Below are 23,517 nucleotides of genomic sequence, written 5' to 3'. Positions count from 1 at the left end.
AAGTGTGCAGGCCCGACTGTTTTGAGAAGTACGGGCCTGGTTGGTGCTGTGATTCTGCGAACGCGTTCAGCGCTGGGTAACGGTCAGGACTCCCTGGGGACGGGTGCCTGGAGGCAGGTTGAAGAGGATAGGCGAGCCGGCGGTTTCGGCGACGGTGCCGTCCGGGGCAGTCTTCAAGATGTGCAGGACGTTGCCTTCGCCGTCCGGGATGGAAGCGGACCCGCGCGAGGAGATGGCGTAGAGATACTGATTGTCCGCGGTGAGCTCGAACTGGAGTGCGTTGCCAAGCCCGGCAAGGATGAGGTTCTGGATTTCGACGGGGTAGGCGGCGTCGGAGATGTCGTAGACGCTAACGCTGTTGGAGATGGTGTCGGTGCTGTAAAGGCGGGTGCCTGCGGCATTGGTGCGTAGCCAGCAGATGGCTTTGCCGGAGTTGGGGACGGAGCGGACAAACCGGATGCGTCCGTTGCCGGTGAACTGGTAGACGCCCAGGCGGCTGTCGGTGACAAAGCCTGAGTAGAGGTAGGGTTGCCGGGGGTTCGCCCAGAGGCCGAGGGGCAGACGCGGGGTCGTTGTGTCTGGAAATTCCGAGGCGGGAAGAGCCTGCGGCGGGAATGCGGTGAGGCGTCCGGCGTCATCGAAGGCGATGGCCTGCAGCAGGCCGCCTAGAAAGTCCGCGCCGTAAATGACGTGGTTTTGGGAAGACAACAGGGCTTGCGTAGGGGAGCTGCCAAGGGCGACGGCATAGGTGGAGGCTGGGGTGTTGTTGGGCAGGAGCGAGCCGTCGTTCTGCACCTTGAGCGAGGTGTAGTTGGGAAGGACAGCGTTGGCGCGGGGAAAATCTCCGTTCTTGTTGACGACGAAGAGCAGGTTTCCGTACAGGGCAAGGCTGGCAGGATCGGTGCCACCGGAGGGGAAAGGGGAGCCTTCGACCGGGGTGAGTGCGCCGTTGGACTGGATGTGGAAGACGGCGATCGTGTCTGAGCCCGAGTTTACGGCGAAGAGAAGGTTGTGCTGGGGGTTGGTGACGATGTTCTGGTCGGAATCGTAGGGGCCGACCTTGAGGGAGGTGTCCTGGACGCCGGCGCCGCCGGTGAGGAAGGGCGATCCGGGAATCTGCTGGAGGCTGCCGTCGGCCTGGCGCTGGAAGGCATAGATGGAGTTGCCGTTGGGGGTCTTGATGTTGCTTTCGACGTAGACGAATTCGTTGCTGGCGTGGAGAGCGGGGGAGGCTGCGAGCAGGGCGAGGGTGCTCAAAGACGCGAGTGCGAACTGCTTGAACTCAAACATCGGGTACTACTCCGAATTGGATTTTGGTTCTGTTGGGCAGGGATTCCCTCGCGCGAGTTGGCTGCCTGAGCTATGAGAGGCGTATGCGGTGCGGAAGGTTACAGCGGAGCGTTCAGGTCGATAGTTACCGGTTGCAAGACGCGGGCGGACCCATCGATGGCGATGACTTCGCGGCATAAATTCTGTTGCGCGAGTTAGCCGCGGGGATAAGATTGGGGCGCGTCGGGACAGGAGAGTATTCCAGGGCTGAAAGGTTTTGTCAGGCTCCATGCGGGAGGCCGGAAAGGAGTTGCGCTATGCAGAAGATTGCGATTCTCGGAGGGGGGATTGGGGCGCTGGCTACGGCTGCCGAGTTGACCAACGATCCCGATTGGCAGACGAAGTATGAGATCACCCTCTACCAGATGGGCTGGCGGCTTGGCGGCAAGGGTGCGAGCGGACGGAATCGCGCGGTGCATGATCGCATCCAGGAGCATGGGATTCACCTGTGGATGGGGTTTTACGAGAATGCCTTTCAGATGATTCGGCAGGTGTATGACGAGGCACGGCAGAAGAAGCTGATGCCGACTTCGCCGTTTACGGATGCGCGCAAGGCTTTCTCGCCCATGAACTTCACGCCGATGATGGAGCGGGTGGGGGATGGGTGGAAGCAGTGGCCGCTGCACTGGATCGCAACGAATGAGTTTCCGGGTGAGGACAGCCGGTTCTCGCAGAAGGAGCAGCCGCCGACACCGCTTGGCTTCGTGAAGATGCTGCTGAATCGGCTGACTTATCTCCTGGATGAGAAGAAGGAGAAGTTTCCCGTGCTGGTGGAGCTTTACAAAGATGTCGCGAGTCATCTGGCGGACGCGGTGGGCGCGACTCCGGAGCTGCCGGCGGCGGTAGAGCCGCGCGGGGTGCACACGGTGTTGCATCGTGTCGGGGCCTGGGTGGAGGAACTGGGAGAGGATCTGACGCAGCCGGTGCGGGAGGTGCATCTGGCGATTGCCGCTTCGCTGAAGACGTTCAACGAGCGGGTATGGAAGCTGGTAGAGGGCCGGCTGGAGGAAAATGACGAGCTGCGGCGGTTCTTCATCCTGCTGGATACGGGGCTTGCAGTGGTGGCGGGAATGCTGGAGGACCATGTGCTGCGAGATGGGTTCATGGCCATTGAGCAGTACGACATGATGGAGTGGCTGGAGAAGCACGGGTGCCACAGCGCGAACTCACCGATCACATTGGGGATGTATGACGCCTGCTTTGGGTATGAAAATGGCGATCCGGCGCGGCCGAGGATGGGCGCGGGCAGTGTGCTGTATGGCGGGCTGCGGCTGATGTTCACCTATCGCGGAGCGCTGATGTGGTGGATGAATGCGGGGATGGGCGAGACGATCATGTCGCCGATCTACCTGGTGCTGAAGAGTCGTGGGGTGAAGTTCAGGTTCTTTCACAAGGTGGGAAATCTTGGGCTGGCGGAGGATGGAAAGACGATCGAGACGGTGGACCTGGAAGTGCAGGCTACGGTGAAGGAGGGTGAGTACGATCCGCTGTTTCTGGGGGTGGATGGCGTGCCATGCTGGCCTACGGAGCCGATGTGGGATCAGCTTGTTGAGGGCGATGCGATACGGGCTTGCCAGAACCCTGATCTTGAATCCTGGTGGACGGACTGGAAGGGTGCGCCGGCGACGTTGCGGCGCGGTGTGGATTTTGACACTATCGTGCTGGGGATTTCACTGGGAGCGCACAAGTACATCTGCAAAGAGCTGATCGCGGCTTCGCCGCGATGGGCGGAGATGGTGGCGAGTGTGGGTCTGGTGCGGACACAGGGGCTGCAGCTATGGATGAACCGTACGCTGGCCGAGGTCGGCTGGATGGATGCGCCGGGGATCCTGTCCGGGTATGTGGAACCGTTCGATACGTGGAGCGATATGTCGCACTTGATCGAGCGGGAGCGCTGGCCTGCGGAGGCTGGCGTGAAACAGGTGGCTTACTTCTGCAATGCGATTCCGGAGGATGCGCTGAAACCATTCGATGAGCCGGGGTATCCGGAGGAGCAGCGTCAGCGCGCGAAGGCGTATTCCCGCGCATTTCTGGATGGGCCGTTGTTGGGGATCTTTTCGTCGGCGGCGAAGGGTGGAGCATTTGATGATGGGGCCCTGGTGAAGTGCATGGACGATGCGGGGCAGACAGCGTTTGATACGCAGTTCTTCCGGTGTAATGTGGATCCTTCGGAGCTGTATGTGCTGAGCTTGCCGGGGTCGGCGGAGAAGCGGCTGAAGTCGCATGAGTCTGAGTTTGCGAATCTCTATCTTGCCGGGGACTGGACGCTGACGGACTTGAATATCGGATGCATCGAGGCCACGGTGATTTCGGCGCGAATGGCTTCGCGGGCGATTTGCGGGAAGCCGGATCATATTTATGGAGCTTTTGGAAGCGTTACGCCGATTGTGGGGTAGTTGGTCATGCGGAAGAAGCGGTTATGGATTGGGGCTGGACTTCTCTTGCTGGCGATGGCGGTTCCGAGGCGCGTCTATACAGCGGACGGATACGCGGTCACGGTGACGGATGATGCCGGGAAGCCGTTGCCGCAGATGAAGGTTCGCCAGCTCTTGCAGGACTATTCTTTTGGGGCTGACCGGGAAAGCACTTCCGAGATCCTCACGGATGGGCGGGGCGCGGTCACCTTCCCCACGCAGATTCGCTGGCTTAGCTTTGGCCAGGAGACGGTGGGATGTGCCGGCCAGATCTTGCGTCAGGGCGTACATTCCAGCTGCGGATCGTATGCGGATGTTTCCGTGGAGCCGGAGAAGTTTGTTGAGGCGGGGCGGAGCGAAGTGGCTGATCCGAAGCAGGGGCACCGGAGGTTGCTGACGATCCGGATGCGAAGCTGTCCCTCCGGGGATTGGATCACGTGTACTCAGGACAGGTCGACTCAGGATAGGTCGACTCAGGACAGATCGACTCAGGACAGGTCGACGCGGCCTAGGTGAGTGTCATGGGATCACGTTGACGGCGGGTCCTATTTTTTCTTTTCCCAAAGTTCTTCGTGGCGGTCGTCGCGGAACTGGATGCCAGAGACTTTGCCTTCGTGGTCGCGAACAAAGGTGAGGCGGGACTGGCTGCCGGTGAGGTAGAAGAACGTGGTCGTGTTTTCGGGCTGAATTTCGTAGATGTCGCCCTGCGCGTTTTTGAGGAAGACTTGCTCTCCCTGGCGCTGGATCGTGGCCACGGGGACGCCGTAGCTGTCACGGTATTCGCCTACGTAGCTGTCCAGGATGGCTGTTGGCAGCTTAATAGCGGGCGGGTGCAGCGGGACGATGACTCGCTCCGCGAAGGGGGGCAGTTGTGGTTCGGGGGTCTTGGGATTGTCGTGGATGGGAACGCCTTGGGCGTTGAGGCGGTGAGTGAGGAGCCAGCGCGGAAGCTCCGGTTCGTTGAAGGCGCGGGTCCAGCAATCGTGCTTCATGCCCTGGTATTCCCAGAGGCGGATGTGGCCGCCTTCGGCTTTGAAGGCTTCAAACATAAGGTCGGATTGGCGGGGGATGACGGTGGTGTCGTCGGTGCCGTGAAACATCCAGATGGGGACGCGGCCAATGCGGTGGGCGTATTCGGCGGGGAGGGTGGCGACTTCGCGCCAGCGTTCCGGCTCGTAGCTCCAGAAGATGCCGGTGGAGGCGAGGGCGATGCCGGCCCAGCGGTGGGGGTATTCCTTGGCCAGCTCCCACGCGCCGTAGCCGCCGAGCGACAGGCCGACGAGGTAGGTGCGGTCGGGGTCGGCGCGGAATTCGCGGGCTTCCTGGTCGAGCGTGCCCATGGCCATCTGGAGGATATCGGGGTCGGTCCAGAAGTGGCGGATGGGGCACTGGGGCATGACGACGATAAAGGGCCAGCGCTCGGGGTGGTCGCGGAGCTGCTGCGGGAGGCCGATCTGGGTCTGCCACATGCCTTCGCTGCCGCGTTCGCCGCGGCCGTGGAGGAAGAGGATGATGGGCCAGGTTTTCTGGGGGCGGTCGTCGGTCAGCTTTACCTTGTTCTTGCCGCTGGGGATGTCGGTGAGCTTATCGGCTTCGGGGCGGCCGTAGTCTTCGGGCAGGTAGACCTGGAACTTGTAGGTGATGCCTTTGAGCACGATGGTGCGGTTGAGGAAGCCGGTGTCCTGGGGCGGGAGCGGGGGTGCGGCCTTCTTCGAGGCGGCGCGGGCTCCGCGGGTGAAGGCGAAGGACAGGATGGCGGCGGTCAGAAGGGCCCCTGCTACACCGGTTCGACCGAAAGATGGCATGGATTCCATCCAAACACATGAGGCGGTTGGAGGGAAGAGCTAATGAAACAGGGAATAGGGTGTAGGGAATAGGGAATAGGTTGTAACAGGCTGTCGATATTGTAAAAAACAACGCATAAAAGGCTGTCGATATGGGTATCCCACCTTCACGGCGATTGGGCTGCCGTGAAGGTGGGGCACCCGGCTTTCTTGAGACCGCAATGCTATGGGGTGGGGCTTACCAGGTTGAAGTGGGCGCCGAAGGGGTCTTTGGCCATGACGATCCAGGCGTCGCCGGGGACCTGGTGGGGGCCCATGATCACTGTGCCGCCGGCGGCGGTGAGGCGTTCGATGGCGGCTTTGATGCTGTCCACGTGGAAGTAGAAGCCCCAGGCTGGAGTCGACATGTTGGGGTCCTTTTTCATCATGCCGCCAACGCCCATCGGGCTGTCGTTGCCGGCGTCGTTGAACATACGGTAGAGGCCCATAGGACCCATGTCCATGTCGCCGACCTTGGTGAAGCCGAAGAGTTTCTCGTAGAAATCCCAGGCGGGCTCGAGGTCGGCGGCGTAGAGCTCGTGCCAGCCGATGGTGCCGGTGGCGGGCGGCTTGGGAGCGTCGGCGGGTGACTGCATGCCGGGGTTCGACGTGAAGACGACGAAAGCTGCGCCCTGCGGGTCGGACATGACGGCGAAGCGGAGCATGCCCGGAACATCGGTGGCGGGGCGCCAGAGTTTGCCGCCGGCTTCGACGATCTTCTCGATGTGGGCGTCGACGTCATCGACGCTGATGTAGCCGATCCAGGCGGTGTGGCCGGGAATGTTGATGATGCCGGCGACGCCGTGAGTGCCGGCCTGGAAGATGGAGTAGGGCATCTCGGGGCTGCCGATGTTCTGAGTGTTCCAGCCGACGACGGTGGAGTAGAACTTGGCGGCGGCTTCGACGTCGGGGGTCACGAGTTCATACCAGCCGAATTTGCCTTTCGGGGTGTACATGATCGGGAATCTCCTTGTGGATGGGATGGAACGGGTTGGGAGGGGGTCCGTTGACTCGGTATGTTGATATCAACATAATGAGACCTATGTCAACAGCTTCCGATAAGCAGGGTATGAATTCTCTGTTGCAGGCAGGTGAGGTGCCGTTCCGCACGACGTTGCTGGTGCGGGATGCCTGTCTTTGCCTGCATGTGCAGAGGGCTGCGCGGCGGCTGGCGCGGCGGTTCGATGCGGCTTTCAAGCCCGTGGGGATTACGAGTGGGCAGTTTTCGCTGCTGATGAGCTTGAACCGGCCGGATATGCCGGGGGTTCGGAAGGCGACGATGGGGTCGGTGGCGGAGCTGCTGGGGATGGACCGGACGACGCTGACGGCGGCGGCGCGGGTGCTGTTCCGGCGGGATTTGCTGACCATGGTGACGGAGCAGGGCGACCGGCGGAACAAGGTGCTGAAGCTGACGCCGGAGGGGCGGCGGGTGCTGGCTGCCGCGGCGCCGATCTGGGAGCGGGAGCATGCGGCACTTGAAAAGCTGCTAGGTGAGGGAGGCGCGAAGGGGCTGCGTGAGGGGTTGCAGCGGCTGGGCTAGCCGCTGGTGCCGATTTCAAATCGCTCAGTGGACATCGCTCCCATGGCCATCCAAATCGACGATGACCGGGCTGTGGTCGCTGTGTTTTGACCAGACATCAAACTCGCCAATATGTACCGATTGAAGTTTGGAAATCCAGGCCTCCGGCACGAAAACATAGTCGATATGGTAAGGCTTGTTCTGGTGACGAAATAGGTAAAGAGTTGCGCGTTCTTCCTCGCCGTGAGCTTCGCCAAAATGCCTGTGATAACTGCTGACAATTCCCTTTTGTTCCAGCAGCCTGACCACATCGGAATGATTTCCGACGAGTCGCTCAGAGTCCCAGATCTGGTTGCTGTTCCAGTCACCGGCTATGACCACGGGACCCTGAGAAAACCATTCCGGATGTGTTGACAGGGCCTGGTATATGAGGCCGATATATTGAGCTGCCTTCGTATTTCCCTGTGTGCAAGCCCAGACGGCGATTAAGGTGAAGTCTATCGCGCCTGTTTTCACGCGAATCGGAACGATCCATGGTTGTTCTGGAGCCTGGATCGTTTCCATCGACCACGCGTCTTTGCAAAGCACAGCGATGCCTTTATGAGGGTTGGTGCCAAACCATAAGGCTTGATAGCCGTGTGATTGCAGTTCCAGGGTGGACTTTTTGGAACATTCGGAGATGACTGCCAAGTCAGCTTTGAGGGAATGAAAGGCCTCGAGTTTCTTGCTAAAGGCCATCTGACAATTCCACGCAACAATACGCATTCCGTTCACTTTCTAAAGTTTTACGTTTCGATAGGGTGTGGCTTTAAGCCTGGGGACTGCTAGTTGTGGAGTATTCAGGTGCGCTGCGTTTGCGCCAGATCTGGAGCAGAGTTTTGGCGATGGAGAGAAGCAGCGGGCCGAGGATGATGCCGGGAAGGCCGAAGAGCGCTACTCCGCCGAGGACGGAGAGCAGGATGGTGATGGTGTGCTGCTCGATGCGGCTGCCGACCAGGACCGGGTAGAGATAGTTGTCGATGGTGCTGACGACTAGGCCACCCCAGATAGCGAGTAAGAGGCCCTGGCCCCAGTGGCCGGTGATCGCCAGATAAAGGGCGATGGGGGCCCAGACGCAGAGTGCTCCGAAGACGGGGATCATGGCGGCGATGACGGTGGCGAGGCCAAGCCAGAGTGCTCCGGAGAAGCCGAGATACCAGTAGGCGAGGGTGGCGAGTGTTCCCTGCACCAGTGAGACGACGAGGCGGCCGGTGGCGGTGGCGTAGATAGTGTCACTGCAGGCCTTGAGGAGCTGGTCGGTCTCCTGCTCGTTGAGCGGCAGAAGCGCGCGCAGGGTGGTGACGGCCAAGACACGGTCGCGATAGAGGAAGAAGAGGATTACGACCATCAGGACCAGCTGCGTGATGGCTCCGAAGGAGTTGCTGAGGAGGCCGGAGAGCATCCCGGATGCGTAGCCGGCGGCCTTTTGCAGAACGTCGGAAAGGTCGATCTGGTTGATCGCGCCGCGAAATTGGGAGGCTATGGAGGGGTGGTTGTTGATGAAGCCCTGGACCGCCAGTTGCGGCACACCACTGCGGAGCAGTGTGACTGCGGCGAGTCCTTGAGAGACAAGCTTTTCAACGAGGAAGAAGACGGGGGTGATGAGGATGAGGGTGATGGTGATGACGGCGAGGGCTGCCGCAAGGCTGCGATAGCGGACCTTGGCCTCAAGCCAGCGATAGGGGCGGTCGGTGGCGACGGCCAGCGTGATGGCTCCGGCGATGGCGGAGAGGAACGGGTAGGCGATGAAGCCGCACAGGATGAGAATGGCGAAGGTAAGCAGGTACAGCGTGATGGATTTAGCCTGGGTGGCCGCGCTGGATTTGGCTGGTGTGATCTGGTTCATCAGGGGTTCGCTTACTCCCGGTTTCGCGTGATTTTGATTGGATGCGGGCTGACGGCGACGGGATCTAGAGGACGCGGACCAGCGAGAAGCCGTCGTAGCCTTTACTGCCTACGGTCTGGAGGGCGGTGGCTTCGAGAGCCGGGTTGGCGGCGATGTCTGCGAACATCTGGCGGGTTCCCTGCACTGCTGGGCTGTGGCTGTGAGCGCTGGCGATCTCGCCTTCGCGGATGACGTTATCGATGAGGATCACTGCCCCTTTGCGGGAAAGCTTCAAGGCCCAATCCAGGTAGAGGGGGTTGTTGGGCTTGTCGGCGTCTATGAAGATCATGTCGAAGGGTGGGAGGGATTCCGCGTGGAGCTGAGGGAGCGTTTCGGCGGCTGCACCTACCCGGATTTCTACGAAGTGGCTTAGGCCGGCGCGGTCGATGTTCTTCTGCGCGGTGGATGCATGGTGCGGGCTGAATTCGAGCGTGATGAGATGGCCGTCTGCTGGCAGCGCGCGGGCGAGGCAGATAGTGCTGTAGCCGCCGAGGGTGCCGATTTCGAGGATGCGTTTGGCGTTGTGGATCTTGACGAGCATGTGGAGAAACTGGCCCTGCGTGGGGCTGACGTCAATCGAGGGAAGGCCCTCGGCGGCGTTGGTGGCTAGCGCGGCTTCGAGGGCGGGGTCGGAGGGGATGAGGGTTTCGCTTAGGTAGTGGTCTACTTGGGTCCAGAGCTCTTCCTGTTTGGGCATGGTCACCTCTGCATCAGGATAGCTGCTGCGTGAATTCTGTGGAGTTCCGGGCGCGGTTCTTGCATGTCCGGTGTCTAACGGAGAGTGCTGCTGTAGAAATGATGGGGAAAGTGAGGGTGTATGCGACGGATGTTGTTTGGGTTTTTGGTGGTTGCGGGTGTGGCGGGGACGGGGTTGGCGCAGGAGCCATCTACGGCGACGAAGCTGACGATTTACAACCAGGACTTTGCTGTTGCCCGAACGACCGTGCCGCTGAAGTTGAAGGCTGGCGTGAATGAGGTGACGACGACCAGCGTTACCCGGCAGTTGGAGCCTGATTCTGTCGTGCTGCGCGATCCAGAGAGTCACAATCCGATTGAGGTGCTGGAGCAGAACTACGACGCTGCTGTGGTCTCGCAGGCGTGGCTGCTGGAGAAATATGAGGGGCAGACGATCGACTTTCAGCTGCCTGCTCCGGCGACGGGCGGGGTGGGAATCATCGTGCCGGGCAAGGTGATTCGCGCTGGTGGGGAGCCGCTGATTGAGGTGAACGGGAAGATGCAGTTTCAGTTGCCGGGGGTGCCGCTGTTTCCGGCTACTACGGATGGGCTGGTGCTGAAGCCTACGCTGCGGTGGCGGATCGATGCGCGTAAGGCGGAGAGCTTTGCGGCGGAGCTGGACTACATTACGCATGGAATGAAGTGGCAGGCGACGTACAACGTCCTTATCCCGGCGAGCGAGGATACGACCGGCCCGGAGAAGGCCGATGTGATGGGCTGGGTGACGATCGAGAACCATACCGGGACGGAGTTTCCGGAGGCGACGATTGAGCTGATGGCTGGGGATGTGGCGAAACTGCCGCAGCCACGGGCGTATGCGTACGATATGAATGCTCGAGCAACGGCTTCATTTATGGCAGCGCCTGCACCGCAGGTTACGCAGAAGGCTTTCGATGAGTTTCATCTCTATGATCTGCACCGCACGGTGGCGCTGAAGGATGGGGAGACGAAGCAGGTTAAGTTCCTTGAAGCCACGGGCGTGACGGTGCAGCGGCGGTATGAGCTGGATGGGGCGGACGAGAACAATCCGACCAAGGTTGCGGTGGTGGAGAAGATGAAGAATTCCGAGGCGAACCATCTGGGGATGCCGATTCCGGCGGGGCGGCTGCGGGTGTACCGGCGGGATACGGATGGGCAGGTGCAGTTTGTGGGCGAGAGCATGATCGAGCACACGCCGGCGGAGCAGGAGATTGGGATTGTGACGGGCAAGGCGTTTGATGTGACGGGGACGCGGCGGCAGACGGAGACGCATTCGGCTTCGAAGTCGAGCGATGCTTCGTATGAGGTGAAGCTGTCGAACCAGAAGGCGCAGGCGGTGACGGTGCATGTGATCGAGCACATGCCGGGTGGGAACTGGAAGATTACGGCTAAGTCAACCGACTATGTGAAGAAGGATTCGGAGACAGTGGATTTTGCGGTGACTGTGCCGGCCAAGGGTGAGGCTACGTTGACTTACTCGGTGCATGCCAGCTGGTAGCTTTTAGCGGGTTAGCGCGCTACGCGCATTAGCTAGTTAGCAAGTTAGCCCAAAGATTTATTTGTTGTGGCTTTGCTTCGACATCTGGTAGAGTTACTTCCATGAAGACGCTTCTCTATTCACGCTCCTACCGGTCGTCCAGCTATTCGCTGGATACGGGGTCGTGTGTCTGAGGATCGTCATGATCTTTGGTAAACGACCCCTCCGGCTGGAGGGGTTTTTTATTGCTTGAAATCGGAGATGTGGACGAGTTGGCGTAAAGTCACCGGTCCTGAAAACCGGCGTGTGCATTGAAAGATGCCACCGGGGGTTCAATTCCCTCCGTCTCCGCCAAGATGTGCAAGTGCCGCCGTGAAGGTATGGCAGCCGGCCGTAACCCGGACGCTCTGCGGAGCAAGCAGGTTCGATCCCTGTCACTTGCACCAAATTTAGAAAATAATATGCCAGGCGTTTGCGCGATTGGCCGTCTCTGGTAACTCGCTTCGAGTTTATAAGTAAGTCAAGTAAGTTATCGCTCTGTGTGCAATAGGAACATAGATCGGTTAGTGTTGGCTGGCTCAATCGCAGCGTAGGTCGTCCTGGAACGTGGCGGATTCTGTGATTTCTTCTCGATCGATCTGGAGCTGATTTTCGATGATGGCCTGTAGAGTTGGCCAGACATCGGGCGTGGTCCATGAGGTCAGCGACGGGTATGTGTCGCTGGCGCGGCTTCGACCTTGAGAGAAATCCAGGTGTACTGCGTCGATGGGAGTGTTGGGCAGCCCCAGTTTGCGCAGGACGAGCCGATAGAGGTCGCCTACGGTGACGACCTGGCCGCATTCTTCGTCGGGCAGGTCGATAGCGAAGACTTCTTCGGTTCTGAGGATAATTTCTACGGTGTCCAGGCCCATGTTGGTTGCTCAAAGCATACCGCAGGGGCTGAAGCCCCGGTCTAAAATAAGCCTTTTCGGCACGACTGAAGTCGTGCCCTTTCACAAAACTCCGTATCCTAAATTGCTTCTGTACAGCTGAGATTTGTTGCGGCTCAGAGTGCTGATTGGTCTAGTTCGGTGCGGAGATTTGCCATGGTGGTGAGGTAGAAGGCTAGGTTGTGGATGCTGTTTAAGGTGCCGCCCAGGGGTTCGCCGGTCTGCATTAAGTGGCGGAGGTAGGCTCGGCTGTAGCGGCTGCAGGTGGGGCAGTTGCAGTTGAGGTCGGGCGGGAGCTGGTCTTCGGCGAATTGCTTGTTCTTGATGTTCATCCGGCCCTGCGAGGTGAAGAGCAGGCCGTGGCGGGCGGCGCGGGTGGGGATGACGCAGTCCATCATGTCGACGCCCATGCGGGCGTACTGGACGATCTCGTCGGGGAAGCCTACGCCCATGACGTAGCGGGGCTTGTCCTTGGGGAGGTAGGGGAGGACTTCGTTGATCACGTCTACGGTGAGGTTGCGGGGTTCGCCTACGGACAGGCCGCCGATGGCGTAACCGTCAAAATCCATCTCGACTAAGCGCTCGGCGGACTCGCGGCGGAGGTGGGGGTACATCCCGCCCTGCACGATGCCGAAGAGGGATTGGCTGGCGGGGGTGCCGTCTGCGTTGGTTGGATTCGCTAAAGTTGAGTCGCCATGCCAGGGGACTTTGTGCTGGTTTTCGCGGAAGTGCTTGAGGCTGCGAGCGGCCCAGAGCATGGTGTACTTGAGGCTTTCGGCGGCCCGGGCTTCGTCGGCTGGGTACTCGGTGCACTCGTCGAAGGCCATGCAGATGTCGGCGCCGAGGGCGATCTGGACGTTCATGGAGTGTTCGGGCGAGAACATGTGGCTGCTGCCGTCCAGATGCGAGCGGAAGCGGACGCCTTCTTCGGTGAGTTTGCGCAGCTTTGAGAGGGAAAAGACCTGGAAGCCGCCCGAGTCGGTAAGCATGGCGCGGGGCCAGCTGATGAACTTGTGCAGGCCGCCGTGGCGGGCGATGAGTTCGTGGCCGGGGCGGAGATAGAGGTGGTAGGTGTTACCGAGGATGATCTGGGCGCCCTGATGCTCTGGGCCTAGTTCCTCCAGGATGTTTTGCGGGACGGCTTTTACTGTGCCTTGCGTGCCTACGGGCATGAAGACCGGGGTTTCTACGGTCTGGTGAGGCAGGTGGAGGCGGGCGCGGCGGGCGCCGGATGGATGAGTGCTTAGGAGTTCGAAACGGAGGGACACAGTTCTATTTTAGCGAGTTAGCACGCTTCGCGTTTTAGCAAGTCAGCAAGTTAGCGGGATTCATGGAGGTTGTGAGCTTTGCGCTTTTAGGTTAGTGCATTGCACGAATTTGGACCCACCTTAAACGCACACAACGCGTTGAAGGTGGGGCACCCGCTTTTGTGGTGATTGGCTAGGCGATGAGGGCGCGGATTCTGGATTCGATCATGCTGCAGGGGACGAAGATGGGTTTGGAGGTGCAGTGGATGGTGAGGGATTGAGCTTCGCTGTTGTAGTGCCAGGTGAAGTCGAGGCCCTGGTAGCTGGTGTCTCCGCGGACGCCTACGAGGGCGAGGCCCTGGGCCTGGGCGGTGGCTACGAGCGACTGGTATTTTTCTTCGGAGATGTCGTGGAAGGTGATCGGGGGACAGGCGGACATTTCTGCTCCTTTGCTTGCTGGCACTTATGACGGTAGCAAATTCGGGGCGAATTGTACGCATGTCCTGCAATGACGGTTTGGCCTAGCGGGTGAGGCCGAGGGTCTGGGGACCTTCTGGTTCTTCGTCTTCGGCGAGGTCAGCGATGATTCCTTTCTTGGCCAGGTGGTCGGCGAGTTTGAGGATGAGAAGGATTACGGCGGCTATGGGCAGGATGCGGTAGATGAGTTCGCCGTGGGTTTCTGTGTGGAGTTCGAGCTGGACTGTGCCTATGACAATGGCCGGGAAGACGGCGGCGTAGAGGACGAAGACGATGGGCAGGTTGGTGCGGCCGGGGAGGCGTGGGCGCGTAAACGGGATGCCGGTGCGGCCGACGAAGAAGAGGTCGGTGAGGAGCAGCGATAAGCAGATGCCGCTGATGGCCTGGATGGTGAGCGCCCAGTAGCTCCAGTGCTGCCCGAGCGTGAGGAGGAAGTTGAGCGCGGTGAGGAGGATGCAGGCCAGCAGGACAAAGGTTTTGCCGGCGTTGGCGGCGGGTGCGGCGGCGGGGCTGGTCTTGGGGAGGTTGATGGGGAAGACCCAGCGGGATTGCATGTCGGCGGGGAATGCGAAGGCGGCTTTGAGGCCGAGGACCATCCAGACGAGGAGCAGGGGGAGGACGGTGTGCATGCCGATAGTTGAGATCGCCACGGTGACGGTGTGATTTGCGGATTCTGTGAGTGTAAGGGTGGCGGCGATGGCGAGGGCCAGGCCGATGCCAGAGTAGAGGGCGAGGTAGACCTGGTAGCGCGGGTAGCGGGTGATGGTCTGGGTGAGGAAGTGGAAGGCGGCGCGCTGCTGGGGCATGCGGAGGAGGGTCTTCTCGAGGATGGCGGTGAGGGGGTTGCGGGCTGGAGCGTAGGAGTGGTGGCCGCCTTCGAGGGCGCGTTTCTTCTGGCGTTGCCAGGCGAGCGGGTAGGCGAGGATGGCGACTACGAGGGCGAGAGCTGTCGCGATGAGGGCGGTTTGAGAGAGTTGCGCGCAGGCGGCTGGGGCTGCTGGGCCGAGACTGACTTGTTCGTAGAGGCCGAGGAACCAGAGGGGCGGGATGTACTGGGCAAGACTCGAAGACACGGCGGTGCCGCTTGCGCTCAGGAGCGGTTTGAGATTGGTGCTGATGAGGGGGAAGGTCAGGAAGACGAGCAGGATTGCGGTGATGGAGAGCGCCTGGAGGACGGGTGAGATGCGGCGAAACCAGTTCATGGGCAGCAGGCAGATGGCGATTCCGGCAATGGCGAGCATGGTGGCGGAGGCGAAGAGTCCGGCGAGTGAGACGGCGGCGAAGTGGGCGTAGAAGGTGAGGAAATAGCTGTTTTCCTTCTTTGTGCTGATGGCGGGGAAGATGAAGAGTGCGAGGAGGTTTGCCGCCACCAGGAACATGCCGAGGAAGGTGAGCAGGGCTCGGGCTTTGGCTTGAAAGAGTTGGCGGGGCTTGAGAGGCAGCGGCAGGAGGATCAGAAAGTCGGAGCGGTCGGGGAAAAGCATCTCCCACTGGAAGGTAGCGACGGCGGCCATGGTGGCGAAGGAGTAGAGGACGAAGATGTAGCGGTCGGTGGCTACGTCCCAGAAGTCGCGGATGGGGTAGTGCGGGGCGAGCCAGAAGGCGACCATGACGCACGGAGTGGCGAAGGCGCAAAGGGCGCGGATGACGGTGGTTTCGGTTTCGCCTTCGGTGGTGAGTGTGTCGTTGTCGAAGAAGCGGCGGAAGAAGTGGTGGTGGAGGATCTGGGGTATCGTTTTTGGCTTCTTCGTTGGGTCGGATTTGGATTGCAGGAGGATTTGCATGGTGGTCCTCGGTGGTGGGTTATCGCAACAAACAACAGCGGATTCCCTTCAGGAATGACAAACAAAAAGTCTGGAGTGGTCTGAGTGCACTCAGGACTTCATGACTTCCACCAGGTCCTGGGCTAGCTGGACTGTGTCGGTTTGGCGGACTAGCTGGGCGAAGACGGATTCGAGGTTGGGGAGCTGCATCAGGGTGGTGAGTTCGCTGGGGGAGGCGTCGGCCACTACTTTGCCTTTGGCGAGGATGATGACGCGGTCGCAGACGCGCTCTACTACCTCCAGAACGTGAGAGATGTAGAGGATGGCTTTGCCTTCTTTTGCGAGCAGGATGAGCAGGTCTTTGAAGAGGCGAGCGGTGACCGCGTCGAGGCCGCTGAGGGGTTCGTCGAAGATGAGGAGCTGGGGATTGTGGATTAGGGCTGCCGAGAGCAGGACGCGCTGCTTCATGCCTTTGGAGTATTCGGAGATGGCGGAGTGCTGGCTGGCTTCGAGCGAGAAGAGCCGCAGCAGGGCGCGGGCTTTTGCGTCGATGAGCTTTTCGGGCATGCCGCGGAGGCGGCCTACGAGCTGGAGGTATTCGAGGCCGGAGAGGTGGGTGTAGACCTGGGCTTCTTCGGGGACGTAGCCGAGGTAGGAGCGGAAGTGGGTGAGGTCGTCGTGGATGTTCTGGCCGCGGAAGAAAATCTTGCCGTCGGAGGGCTCGATGAGGCCGGTGATCATCTTGACGGTGGTGGATTTGCCGGAGCCGTTGGGGCCGAGATAGCCGAGGACTTCGCCGGGGTGGATGGCGAAGCTGACATTCTGCACAGCGGGGATGGTGGAGTAGCGCTTGGTGGCGTTCTGGACTTCGAGGACGGGAGGTTCCGGCATGGTGGCTCTCCTTCGACGATTTGGAGTAGATGGGCCGGGCCTTCAGCCCTCATCGCTTCCTTTTCGGTTCGCCACCCAGGGCGTTGCCCTGGGCTGGTATGGCGTCGCGCCTTTGGCGCTGATAGCAATTGAGTCTTTGCATGCAAGACTTGCACACCCTATGTAGTACACTTTCTATGTAGTCGTCAAGTCTCATTTGGAGTATGGTGATGGTGCGTTCTTCGCGGGTCTGGTTATGAGTGTTGGAAAGATGTCGCATACGGTGGCTATTCTGCTTCGGGCGCTGAGCCTGGGGTACCAGTTTGGCTTTGAAATCATGGAGGTTACCGGGCTGCCGAGCGGTTCGGTGTACCCGGCGCTGCGGCGGCTGGAAAGGGACGCGCTGGTGGTTTCAAAGTGGGAGGCCGAGGGTGAGGCGCAAAAAGAGCAGCGTCCGGCGCGGCGCTACTATGAGCTGACGAAAGCGGGCGCAGAAGCAGAGCGGACGGCGACGAAGCGGTATCCGCTGCTGTCGGGAATTCCCCAGAAGGCGGTAACTACGGCATGAGCGCTGTCGCGGGGCAATCTTCCGAAGGATTTCGACTGGACCGCTGGCTGCGGCTCGCGTCCCGGCTTGTGCCTGTCCACCAACAGGGGGACTGGCTGCGAGAGTGGCAGGCGGAGCTTTGGCATCTGCGGCAGGCCTCGAATGGGCCACGACCGGTCAAGGAGAACCTGAGTCTGGCCTGGGGATTGCTGGCTGACGCCGGGTGGTTGCGAGTGGACTGGCTGCGATCGAGCATGCGTGGGTCGGCTGGACTTTGCCTGGCTGTGCTGGCATTTTGCTGTATCTTTTGCGCGGGCGCGGAGTGGATCGTTGCCGGGTCGTGGCGAGCGTTGGAGTCTGGATTAGTGACGCATTTCATGGGCGGATATGGATTTGTCGTCTTGCCTGCGATGCTGGCGGCGCTCGTCACGTATCCGCTGCGGCCCCTGAGGTGGGATTGCGGCGAGAGATGGGCCGGGCTTTCAGCGCGGGCGCGATGGAATCTCTTTCTGGTGGCCAAGGTGCTCTTGACGCTGGTGGTTTGTTTTCTGGGGACAATGCTGGTGATGGGCCCGGTGCGTGCCATGCTGGGGCCGATGGTGCTGGATCACATGATCTGGCTGCTGGATTGGGTGGAGCTGATCTTTTCGGCGGTGGTCGTGACGACGGCGTTGCGCTGGGCGCTGTTAAACCAGGAGCGGCGGTGCCAGCGGTGTTTGAAGCTGCTGAGCGAACCGACGCGGGTGGGGCCGGGATCGCGGAATTTCCTGGAGTGGAACGGGACCGAGCTGGTCTGCGCGGAGGGACATGGACGGTTGCATGTCGCGGAGATGCACGGGAGCTGGTGCTGGTATGACCTCTGGCTGGAAATCGATTCGGGCTGGCAGGGGATTTTTGGGGCCTGATGCACGCGACTGAGGCGCGGCTTTCCTGGGGTGCTCTCTTAGACTGTTGAGATGGTTGAATTCAGAGCAGTAGTTGCGAGCGATCATGCGATGATCTGCGATCATCGCCGGCGCATGTTTGCCGAGGATGGCTTGGATGCGGCGACGCTGGATGAGTTGGCTGAGCCTTTTGCAAGATGGCTTCAGGAGCGCTTAAACGATGGACGCTACTTTGGCTTTCTGGCGGTGGAAGATGACGCAGTCGTGGCGGGAATTGGGCTGTTTGTGCTGGACTGGCCACCGCATTTTCTGCATCCCAGCCATTCGGAACGGGGTTACATTCTCAATGTCTTTGTGGAGCCGGCGTATCGTGGGCGCGGGCTGGCTATGGAGCTCATGGGGCGCGCCGAGGAAGAGTTTCGCCGGCGCGGCATTGTCTTTGAAGTGCTGCATGCCTCGAAGCTGGGCAGGCCGGTTTACGAGAAGCTGGGTTGGCGCGTAATGCCCGAGATGGGCAAGGAGCTCTGACCGCGCAATTGGTTATTCGTAGCGTAGGGCTACCATCGGGTCGATTTTTGAAGCGCGGCGAGCTGGCAAGTAGGCGGCTATCGCGGCTACGAGGAGCAGCACTCCTACTGCAGCGGTGAGACTCGCCAGGTCTGTGCCCTGCAGCCCGTAGAGCATGGTGGCGACCAGTCGACTTCCTGCGAGGGTGACTGGTATGCCTACGGCGATGCCCATGGCAACAAGCAGAGCGATTTCGCGGAGAATGAGCCAGCTTACATTGCTGCGGGCTGCGCCAAGAGCCATGCGAATTCCGATTTCGTTCGTCCTTCGGCTGACAACATACGACATGAGGCCGTAAATGCCGATGGCCGAAAGAAACACGGCCAACAGTCCGAAGAAGGTGGAGAGCTGGGCCACTAAGCGTTGATTGGTGAAAGAGCGGGCGACCTGTTCACTAAGCGTGGTGACATTGGTGATTGGCAGAGTGCGATCCACGCTGTGGATGGCTTGCTGGACTGAGGTTGAGATGGTGTCGAAGTTGCCGGTATAGCGTACTTCAAAGTCTCCATAGCCTTGCGAGCGCTGAGTGTAGGGCAGGTAGTCGATGTCTTCTGGCCGTTCCTGGAGGTCGCCGAATTTCACGTCTTTAGCGATGCCGATTACCTGTTCTTCAAAGGGGCTGGCCGGGCCACCGATGTGATAGGAGTGGCCGATGGGACTGATGCCGGGAGGAAAGAGGGTTTTGGCCATGTGTTCGCTGATAATGGCGACACGTTGAGACGTGGATGTGTCTGTCGATGTAAATCCACGTCCGGCGACCAGCGGGATCTGCATGGTTTTGAAATAGTCTTTTCCGACGACGTTGTGCTTGACGTCGTGTTCGTGGTTGACGGGCACACCCGGAACTATTACGAAGCCGTTCCAACTGCCCTCATGGAAGGTGAAGGAGGAGAAGCTGGCGGCCTGCACGCCGGGCAGTGCGCTGACGCGATCCTCGATCTGCTGGTAGAGAGCGTTGAGGCGAGGGTCGTCTTCGTTGTAGCCGGTCGAGTCGCTGTCGATGTTGAGGCGGAGGACATTCTCTTTATTGAAGCCGGGGTCGACGTTGTTGAGATTAACGAGGCTGCGAAGGAAGAGGCTGGCACCGACCATGAGGACGAGAGAGAGCGCGACCTGCGAGACGACGAGGGCTTTGGCGAGTGGATTGCGCGCGCCTGCTCCCTGAGGGCCGCGGCCTTCCTTAAGCGCTTCGGTCAGGTCAAGACGGGTGGCGCGGAAGGCCGGGATGGTTCCGAAGAGGATGGCGGTGATGAGTGTGACTGCGAAGGTGAAGGTGAGCAGACGCAAGTCAAGCGCGATGTTGAGAGGAACGGTTTCTTCGCCGTCTGAAACCATGCGGAGCAGAACGCGACTGGCGATCGACGCGAAGCCGACGCCGAGCGCTCCGCCAACCAGCGCTAGTAGCAGGCTCTCGGTGAGCAGTTGGCGGATGATGCGAGCACGGCGCGCGCCGAGGGCCTGGCGAACCGCGAGTTCGCGTGCGCGGGCGGTGGAGCGGGCGAGCAGGAGGTTTGCAATGTTGGCGCAGGCGATCAGCAGGACGAGACCGACCACGGCCATGAGGATTTGCAGCGGCTGCGAGAATTCACGGCGCAGCGAGGTGAAGCCGGTGGCCATGGGGGTGAGCGGGACGTGAGCCTTGGCCAGCTTTTGCAGGTTTTCCTGGTTCAGCTTGGCGTCCGGAAAGCTGCGCAGAATCTGGTTGAAGAGCAGGTTGACGTTCGCGGTGGCTTGATCGAGGGAGACGCCGGGCTTGAGGCGGCCAATGATATAGCTGGCTTCAGCGAAATTGTCTTTGTAGGCGTCCCAGGTGGGTGGGACGAACTTCACCATGGACATCGGCACCCACACATCGGGAGCAGTTCCTACCCTGGTACCGAAGAACTCAGCTGGCGCTACTCCGACGATGGTGTAAAGCGTGGTGCCGAGTTTGAGTTTGTGGCCGACCGCACTGGGATCGCTGGCGAGAGATCGCTTCCAGAAAGCCTGGCTGACGACGGCTACTGGATGATCGCCTTCGGAGTTGTCGTCGGACTCGTTGAGCACGCGGCCTTGCTGGGCCTGGACGCCGAGCGTAGGGAAGTAGCTGCCGGAGACCAGCTCAACTTTCATCAGCTCCGAGTCGACGCGTTGATCGACGAAGCCGTGAACGTAGTGGAGCATGCTGAATATGGCGGCGGTCTGCGAGAAGACCTGATTCTTCAGCTGCAGTTGGCGGTAGAAAGGATAGGAGTAGAGCTCTGTGATGGCGAAACCGTCGCTGATGCCGTTCCATTCGCCGGTGCCGAGGAGTACCAGTTGCTGCGGGTCTTTGACCGGGAGCGAGCGCAGCATCACGGCGTCCAGCAGGCTGAAGATGGCGGTGTTGGCGCCGATTCCCAAGGCAAGTGACAGCAGCGCGACGGTAGTGAGGCCGGGGCTGCGCAGCAGTGCGCGGACGCCGTAGGTGATGTCGCGTAGCAGGCTTTGAAACCATTCAGATCCCCAGGTCATGAGACTTTTCTCCTTGATGCGTGTGGTGTTGCCGAAGCGCAGGTGGGCGGCGCGTGTCGCGGCTGACGGCGACAGGCCGGACTCGATGATGCGGGCGCGGCGGAGCTCGAGGTGGAGACGCATCTCTTCTTCAAGGTCAGCGCTGAGCTGGCGGCGATGAAGGAGTGTCTGGATGCGGCGAAACCATTCGGCGGCGATGCTCATGGTCGTACCTGCTGGAGCTGAGTTACGCGGTTTGAATCACGCGGCTGATAGCGCCCATCACCCGCTCGAACTGGGAGACTTCGATGCTGAGCTGCTTTTCCCCGTCGGGGGTCAGGGTGTAGTAACGGGCGCGGCGATTGCCCGCGGTCACTCCCCATTCGGCGGTGACCCAACCCTTGATGAGCATGCGCTGGAGTGCCGGATAGAGCGAGCCTTCTTCGACCTGGAGGACTTCACCGGAGCCGAGCTGGATGGCCTCTGCGATCTGGTAGCCGTGGAGCTTGCCACTGCGCGCGAGGGATTTCAGGATGAGAAGGTAGAGGGTGCCAGGGGGAATTTCGTCGCGGTCCAGTGCAGCAGATGCTGGATCGGCTTTGCGGTTGATGAGGGCGGCCATGTGTGGGCTCCGGTTTTGGCATAGTGAGACTATGCCAGTTTGCTCCCATAGTTAAACTATGTCAATCAGTTCCTGAGTTTTGAAAGTTTCTCTTAAACTAGGGAGCATGATTGAGATTCGTGCGGCGGAGGAGCAAGACCTGGACGCGATCTGGGAGATCCTGGAGCCGGTGATCCGGGCCGGAGACGCCTATGCGCTTCCAACTGCGATGAACCGCGAGGATGCGCTGGCTTACTGGTTTGCACCGGGAAAGACGGTCTTCGTAGCGGAGCAGGTATGGCCAGATGGGCCGCTGACTGGGACACGTTCCATCGTTGGCACGTACTTTATCTGCGCGAACCAGAAGGGTGGCGGTGCACATGTGGCCAATTGCGGCTATGCGACGGCTGCGTGGGCGCTCGGGCGCGGGATTGCCGGGGCGATGTGTGCGCACTCGCTGGACTGGGCGCGGGTGGCGGGTTTTCGGGCGATGCAATTCAATTTTGTTGTGAGCACCAATGAGGCTGCGGTGCACCTGTGGCGGAAATACGGCTTTGCCGAGGTAGGCCGGCTGCCGGGGGCGTTCCTGCATCTGGCGGCGGGTTATGTGGATGCGCTGGTGATGTGGCGGGAGCTCTAGAGGGCGGTGAGGCGGGCGATTTGGGTTTGGCTTTCGGGGGTGGTAGTCGGGAGATGTTATGAACAAGAGTAACCGGCCGGAGTTGAGCGATGGGTTGCCGGCGGAAGAGTTTGCGGCTTGGTACTGGCTGAAAGAAGAGCTAGTAGAGTTTTGCCGCGCCCATGGAGTTTCGCCGACAGGTGCGAAACGGGAGATTGAGGCGCGGATACTGGATTTTCTGGCCGGGCGGCGGGTCGGGCCAGGCAAGGCTGGTTCTGGTAAGGCTGGGACCGGTAAGGCTGGGCGAGTCACAGCGAAACGGTCTGGCGGGGTGATGCCAGCGGCGTTTCGGATGGATATGGTGATTGGGGAAGGTTGGCGGTGCGGCCCGGCGCTGGGGGCCTTTTTACGCGGAGAGTTGGGCGGTGGGTTTCGCTTCAATGCTGCGGTGCGGGAGTTTGTTCACACTGGGAAGGGCAAGCGGCTGGGAGATGTGGAGCGGTGCTGGCGGGAGAGCCTGAGGGAGACGCGAGCGATTCCTGAGCAGTTGGAGTACAACCGGCATTTTCGAAGATATTTTCGGGAGCATCCCGGGGCGAGGCGAGCGGAAGCTATCGCAGCCTGGTGGAAGTTGCGAGGGAAACGGAAAGAGAGCTAGTCCATTGCCAGTTTGGGCTGGCCGGGCTGGTCGGGATTGTCAGCTTCTGTAGACGGGTCAGCTTTTCTGACGTTGCAAGCCATGCAGTGCCCTTCCCGAGGCTGCTGATGAGATAGAGCTCAAGTCTGTAAGCGTCGTTACCTGCAGTGGCGGGGTTGGGGAACGATTGACGCTGGAATTCTTCGGTTCTTCCGCTCCACTCCTCGTGGAGTCGTTCGAGGCGAGCCCAGAGCGGAGCTTCCGCAGCGCTCGAGCCCCAACGGCCAAGCGCCTGAGCCGCATTTTTCGCAACGTCAGAATCGGTATCGTCCAGGGCTTCGATAGCGGTCTGCTCGGCGGGTTTGAACCGGTCGCCGATGTCAGTTAACACTGTGGAGTAGCAGGCTGTGTCTTTACGCGTTTTAAGAGATTCGGCTACCTGGGCTGCGCCGTAGTCGGGGGCGACGCGAAGGAAGTAGCGGAGGAGCGACGTCTGGGGTGCGCAGCTTTCCTTGCCGAGATTTTGTTCGAAGTAGGCCTGGAGGGGTCCGAGGACGCTGGTGTCGGCGTAGCGGTCTATGAGGGCGTAGTCAAAGCTGCGGGGCTGAACTCGTTAAGGTCAGCCAGGGCGAGGTTGGGTTTGGTGCTGAGCTCGTTTTCGCTGAAGAGCCCTCCGCCCATGAAGACGCCTACGCGGAAGTACG

At 60.4% G+C, this 23,517-nt stretch carries 23 protein-coding genes and 2 tRNA genes; 12 read left to right on the top strand and 13 right to left on the bottom strand.

Features of this window, described 5'->3' with window-relative positions:
* Nucleotides 1-66 precede the first annotated feature (66 nt).
* Nucleotides 67-1,290, bottom strand: coding sequence for a lactonase family protein (locus tag AC5S27_RS23695; RefSeq protein WP_493937029.1), 1,224 nt, complete (start codon nucleotides 1,288-1,290; stop codon nucleotides 67-69).
* 296 nt (nucleotides 1,291-1,586) lie between these two features.
* Between AC5S27_RS23695 and AC5S27_RS23690 the strand changes: the two genes are divergently transcribed.
* Together AC5S27_RS23690 and AC5S27_RS23685 are read left to right on the top strand one after the other, a co-directional pair.
* Nucleotides 1,587-3,725 (top strand): NAD(P)-binding protein, encoded by a 2,139-nt coding sequence (locus AC5S27_RS23690; RefSeq protein ID WP_493937028.1) that lies wholly within the window; start codon nucleotides 1,587-1,589, stop codon nucleotides 3,723-3,725.
* A 6-nt stretch (nucleotides 3,726-3,731) separates the two neighbouring features.
* Complete coding sequence (locus tag AC5S27_RS23685) at nucleotides 3,732-4,259, top strand: hypothetical protein (RefSeq protein ID WP_493937027.1); 528 nt, start codon at nucleotides 3,732-3,734, stop codon at nucleotides 4,257-4,259.
* Between the two features lie 29 nt (nucleotides 4,260-4,288).
* Here AC5S27_RS23685 and AC5S27_RS23680 read toward each other — a convergent pair whose 3' ends face one another.
* Nucleotides 4,289-5,548, bottom strand: coding sequence for a DUF3471 domain-containing protein (locus AC5S27_RS23680; protein WP_493937026.1), 1,260 nt, complete (start codon nucleotides 5,546-5,548; stop codon nucleotides 4,289-4,291).
* 203 nt (nucleotides 5,549-5,751) lie between these two features.
* Nucleotides 5,752-6,522: a VOC family protein gene (locus AC5S27_RS23675; protein ID WP_493937025.1), complete on the bottom strand. Its 771-nt coding sequence runs from the start codon at nucleotides 6,520-6,522 to the stop codon at nucleotides 5,752-5,754.
* 86 nt (nucleotides 6,523-6,608) lie between these two features.
* On the opposite strand from AC5S27_RS23675, the gene AC5S27_RS23670 reads away from it, so the two are divergent.
* Complete coding sequence (locus tag AC5S27_RS23670; RefSeq protein WP_493937024.1) at nucleotides 6,609-7,106, top strand: MarR family winged helix-turn-helix transcriptional regulator; 498 nt, start codon at nucleotides 6,609-6,611, stop codon at nucleotides 7,104-7,106.
* A gap of 24 nt (nucleotides 7,107-7,130) precedes the next feature.
* Here AC5S27_RS23670 and AC5S27_RS23665 read toward each other — a convergent pair whose 3' ends face one another.
* The 3 genes from AC5S27_RS23665 to AC5S27_RS23655 form a co-directional block, all read right to left on the bottom strand.
* A complete protein-coding gene (locus tag AC5S27_RS23665; RefSeq protein WP_493937023.1) occupies nucleotides 7,131-7,823 on the bottom strand; it encodes an exonuclease/endonuclease/phosphatase family protein in 693 nt (230 codons plus the stop codon).
* 70 nt (nucleotides 7,824-7,893) lie between these two features.
* Nucleotides 7,894-8,970 (bottom strand): AI-2E family transporter, encoded by a 1,077-nt coding sequence (locus tag AC5S27_RS23660; protein ID WP_493937022.1) that lies wholly within the window; start codon nucleotides 8,968-8,970, stop codon nucleotides 7,894-7,896.
* A gap of 64 nt (nucleotides 8,971-9,034) precedes the next feature.
* Nucleotides 9,035-9,706, bottom strand: coding sequence for an O-methyltransferase (locus AC5S27_RS23655; protein ID WP_493937021.1), 672 nt, complete (start codon nucleotides 9,704-9,706; stop codon nucleotides 9,035-9,037).
* A 120-nt stretch (nucleotides 9,707-9,826) separates the two neighbouring features.
* Between AC5S27_RS23655 and AC5S27_RS23650 the strand changes: the two genes are divergently transcribed.
* The 3 genes from AC5S27_RS23650 to AC5S27_RS23640 all read left to right on the top strand — a co-directional run bounded on the left by AC5S27_RS23650 (nucleotide 9,827) and on the right by AC5S27_RS23640 (nucleotide 11,646).
* Complete coding sequence (locus AC5S27_RS23650; RefSeq protein WP_493937020.1) at nucleotides 9,827-11,221, top strand: DUF4139 domain-containing protein; 1,395 nt, start codon at nucleotides 9,827-9,829, stop codon at nucleotides 11,219-11,221.
* A gap of 236 nt (nucleotides 11,222-11,457) precedes the next feature.
* Nucleotides 11,458-11,554 (top strand) — tRNA-Ser (locus AC5S27_RS23645).
* A gap of 6 nt (nucleotides 11,555-11,560) precedes the next feature.
* Nucleotides 11,561-11,646: transfer RNA gene (locus tag AC5S27_RS23640), tRNA-Tyr, on the top strand.
* Between the two features lie 132 nt (nucleotides 11,647-11,778).
* Here AC5S27_RS23640 and AC5S27_RS23635 read toward each other — a convergent pair.
* The 5 genes from AC5S27_RS23635 to AC5S27_RS23615 all read right to left on the bottom strand — a co-directional run bounded on the left by AC5S27_RS23635 (nucleotide 11,779) and on the right by AC5S27_RS23615 (nucleotide 16,507).
* The gene (locus AC5S27_RS23635; protein ID WP_493937019.1) at nucleotides 11,779-12,111 is read right to left on the bottom strand and encodes an acyl carrier protein; all 333 of its coding nucleotides are present in this window, start codon (nucleotides 12,109-12,111) and stop codon (nucleotides 11,779-11,781) included.
* A 134-nt stretch (nucleotides 12,112-12,245) separates the two neighbouring features.
* Entirely contained in the window at nucleotides 12,246-13,397 is a 1,152-nt protein-coding gene (tgt, locus tag AC5S27_RS23630; protein WP_493937018.1) for a tRNA guanosine(34) transglycosylase Tgt, read from the bottom strand.
* Nucleotides 13,398-13,569: 172 nt separating this feature from the next.
* Nucleotides 13,570-13,815 carry a hypothetical protein gene (locus AC5S27_RS23625; RefSeq protein WP_493937017.1) on the bottom strand — a complete coding sequence of 82 codons (246 nt, stop codon included), beginning with the start codon at nucleotides 13,813-13,815 and terminating at the stop codon, nucleotides 13,570-13,572.
* Between the two features lie 82 nt (nucleotides 13,816-13,897).
* Nucleotides 13,898-15,637 (bottom strand): hypothetical protein, encoded by a 1,740-nt coding sequence (locus tag AC5S27_RS23620; protein ID WP_493937016.1) that lies wholly within the window; start codon nucleotides 15,635-15,637, stop codon nucleotides 13,898-13,900.
* Nucleotides 15,638-15,727: 90 nt separating this feature from the next.
* Entirely contained in the window at nucleotides 15,728-16,507 is a 780-nt protein-coding gene (locus AC5S27_RS23615) for an ABC transporter ATP-binding protein (protein WP_493937015.1), read from the bottom strand.
* Between the two features lie 262 nt (nucleotides 16,508-16,769).
* Between AC5S27_RS23615 and AC5S27_RS23610 the strand changes: the two genes are divergently transcribed.
* The 3 genes from AC5S27_RS23610 to AC5S27_RS23600 are packed head-to-tail and all read left to right on the top strand — an operon-like array spanning nucleotide 16,770 to nucleotide 18,445.
* Nucleotides 16,770-17,054 carry a PadR family transcriptional regulator gene (locus AC5S27_RS23610; protein WP_493937014.1) on the top strand — a complete coding sequence of 95 codons (285 nt, stop codon included), beginning with the start codon at nucleotides 16,770-16,772 and terminating at the stop codon, nucleotides 17,052-17,054.
* Complete coding sequence (locus AC5S27_RS23605; protein WP_493937013.1) at nucleotides 17,051-17,938, top strand: hypothetical protein; 888 nt, start codon at nucleotides 17,051-17,053, stop codon at nucleotides 17,936-17,938. Before AC5S27_RS23610 ends, AC5S27_RS23605 begins: the two co-directional genes overlap by 4 nt.
* 51 nt (nucleotides 17,939-17,989) lie before the next feature.
* Entirely contained in the window at nucleotides 17,990-18,445 is a 456-nt protein-coding gene (locus AC5S27_RS23600) for a GNAT family N-acetyltransferase (protein ID WP_493937012.1), read from the top strand.
* A 12-nt stretch (nucleotides 18,446-18,457) separates the two neighbouring features.
* On the opposite strand, the gene AC5S27_RS23595 is transcribed toward AC5S27_RS23600, so the two are convergent.
* Together AC5S27_RS23595 and AC5S27_RS23590 are read right to left on the bottom strand one after the other, a co-directional pair.
* A complete protein-coding gene (locus AC5S27_RS23595; protein WP_493937011.1) occupies nucleotides 18,458-21,181 on the bottom strand; it encodes an ABC transporter permease in 2,724 nt (907 codons plus the stop codon).
* A gap of 22 nt (nucleotides 21,182-21,203) precedes the next feature.
* Nucleotides 21,204-21,578: a PadR family transcriptional regulator gene (locus tag AC5S27_RS23590; protein ID WP_493937010.1), complete on the bottom strand. Its 375-nt coding sequence runs from the start codon at nucleotides 21,576-21,578 to the stop codon at nucleotides 21,204-21,206.
* 106 nt (nucleotides 21,579-21,684) lie between these two features.
* On the opposite strand from AC5S27_RS23590, the gene AC5S27_RS23585 reads away from it, so the two are divergent.
* From AC5S27_RS23585 to AC5S27_RS23575, 3 genes are all read left to right on the top strand, one after another.
* Nucleotides 21,685-22,197: a GNAT family N-acetyltransferase gene (locus tag AC5S27_RS23585; protein WP_493937009.1), complete on the top strand. Its 513-nt coding sequence runs from the start codon at nucleotides 21,685-21,687 to the stop codon at nucleotides 22,195-22,197.
* Nucleotides 22,198-22,255: 58 nt separating this feature from the next.
* Nucleotides 22,256-22,834, top strand: a complete 579-nt coding sequence (locus tag AC5S27_RS23580; RefSeq protein WP_493937008.1) for a hypothetical protein — start codon at nucleotides 22,256-22,258, stop codon at nucleotides 22,832-22,834.
* A gap of 166 nt (nucleotides 22,835-23,000) precedes the next feature.
* Entirely contained in the window at nucleotides 23,001-23,201 is a 201-nt protein-coding gene (locus AC5S27_RS23575; RefSeq protein WP_493937007.1) for a hypothetical protein, read from the top strand.
* The last annotated feature ends 316 nt before the right edge of the window (nucleotides 23,202-23,517 follow it).

The organism is Acidicapsa borealis, assembly GCF_059115245.1.
This window is presented reverse-complemented; position numbering and strand designations above follow the sequence as displayed.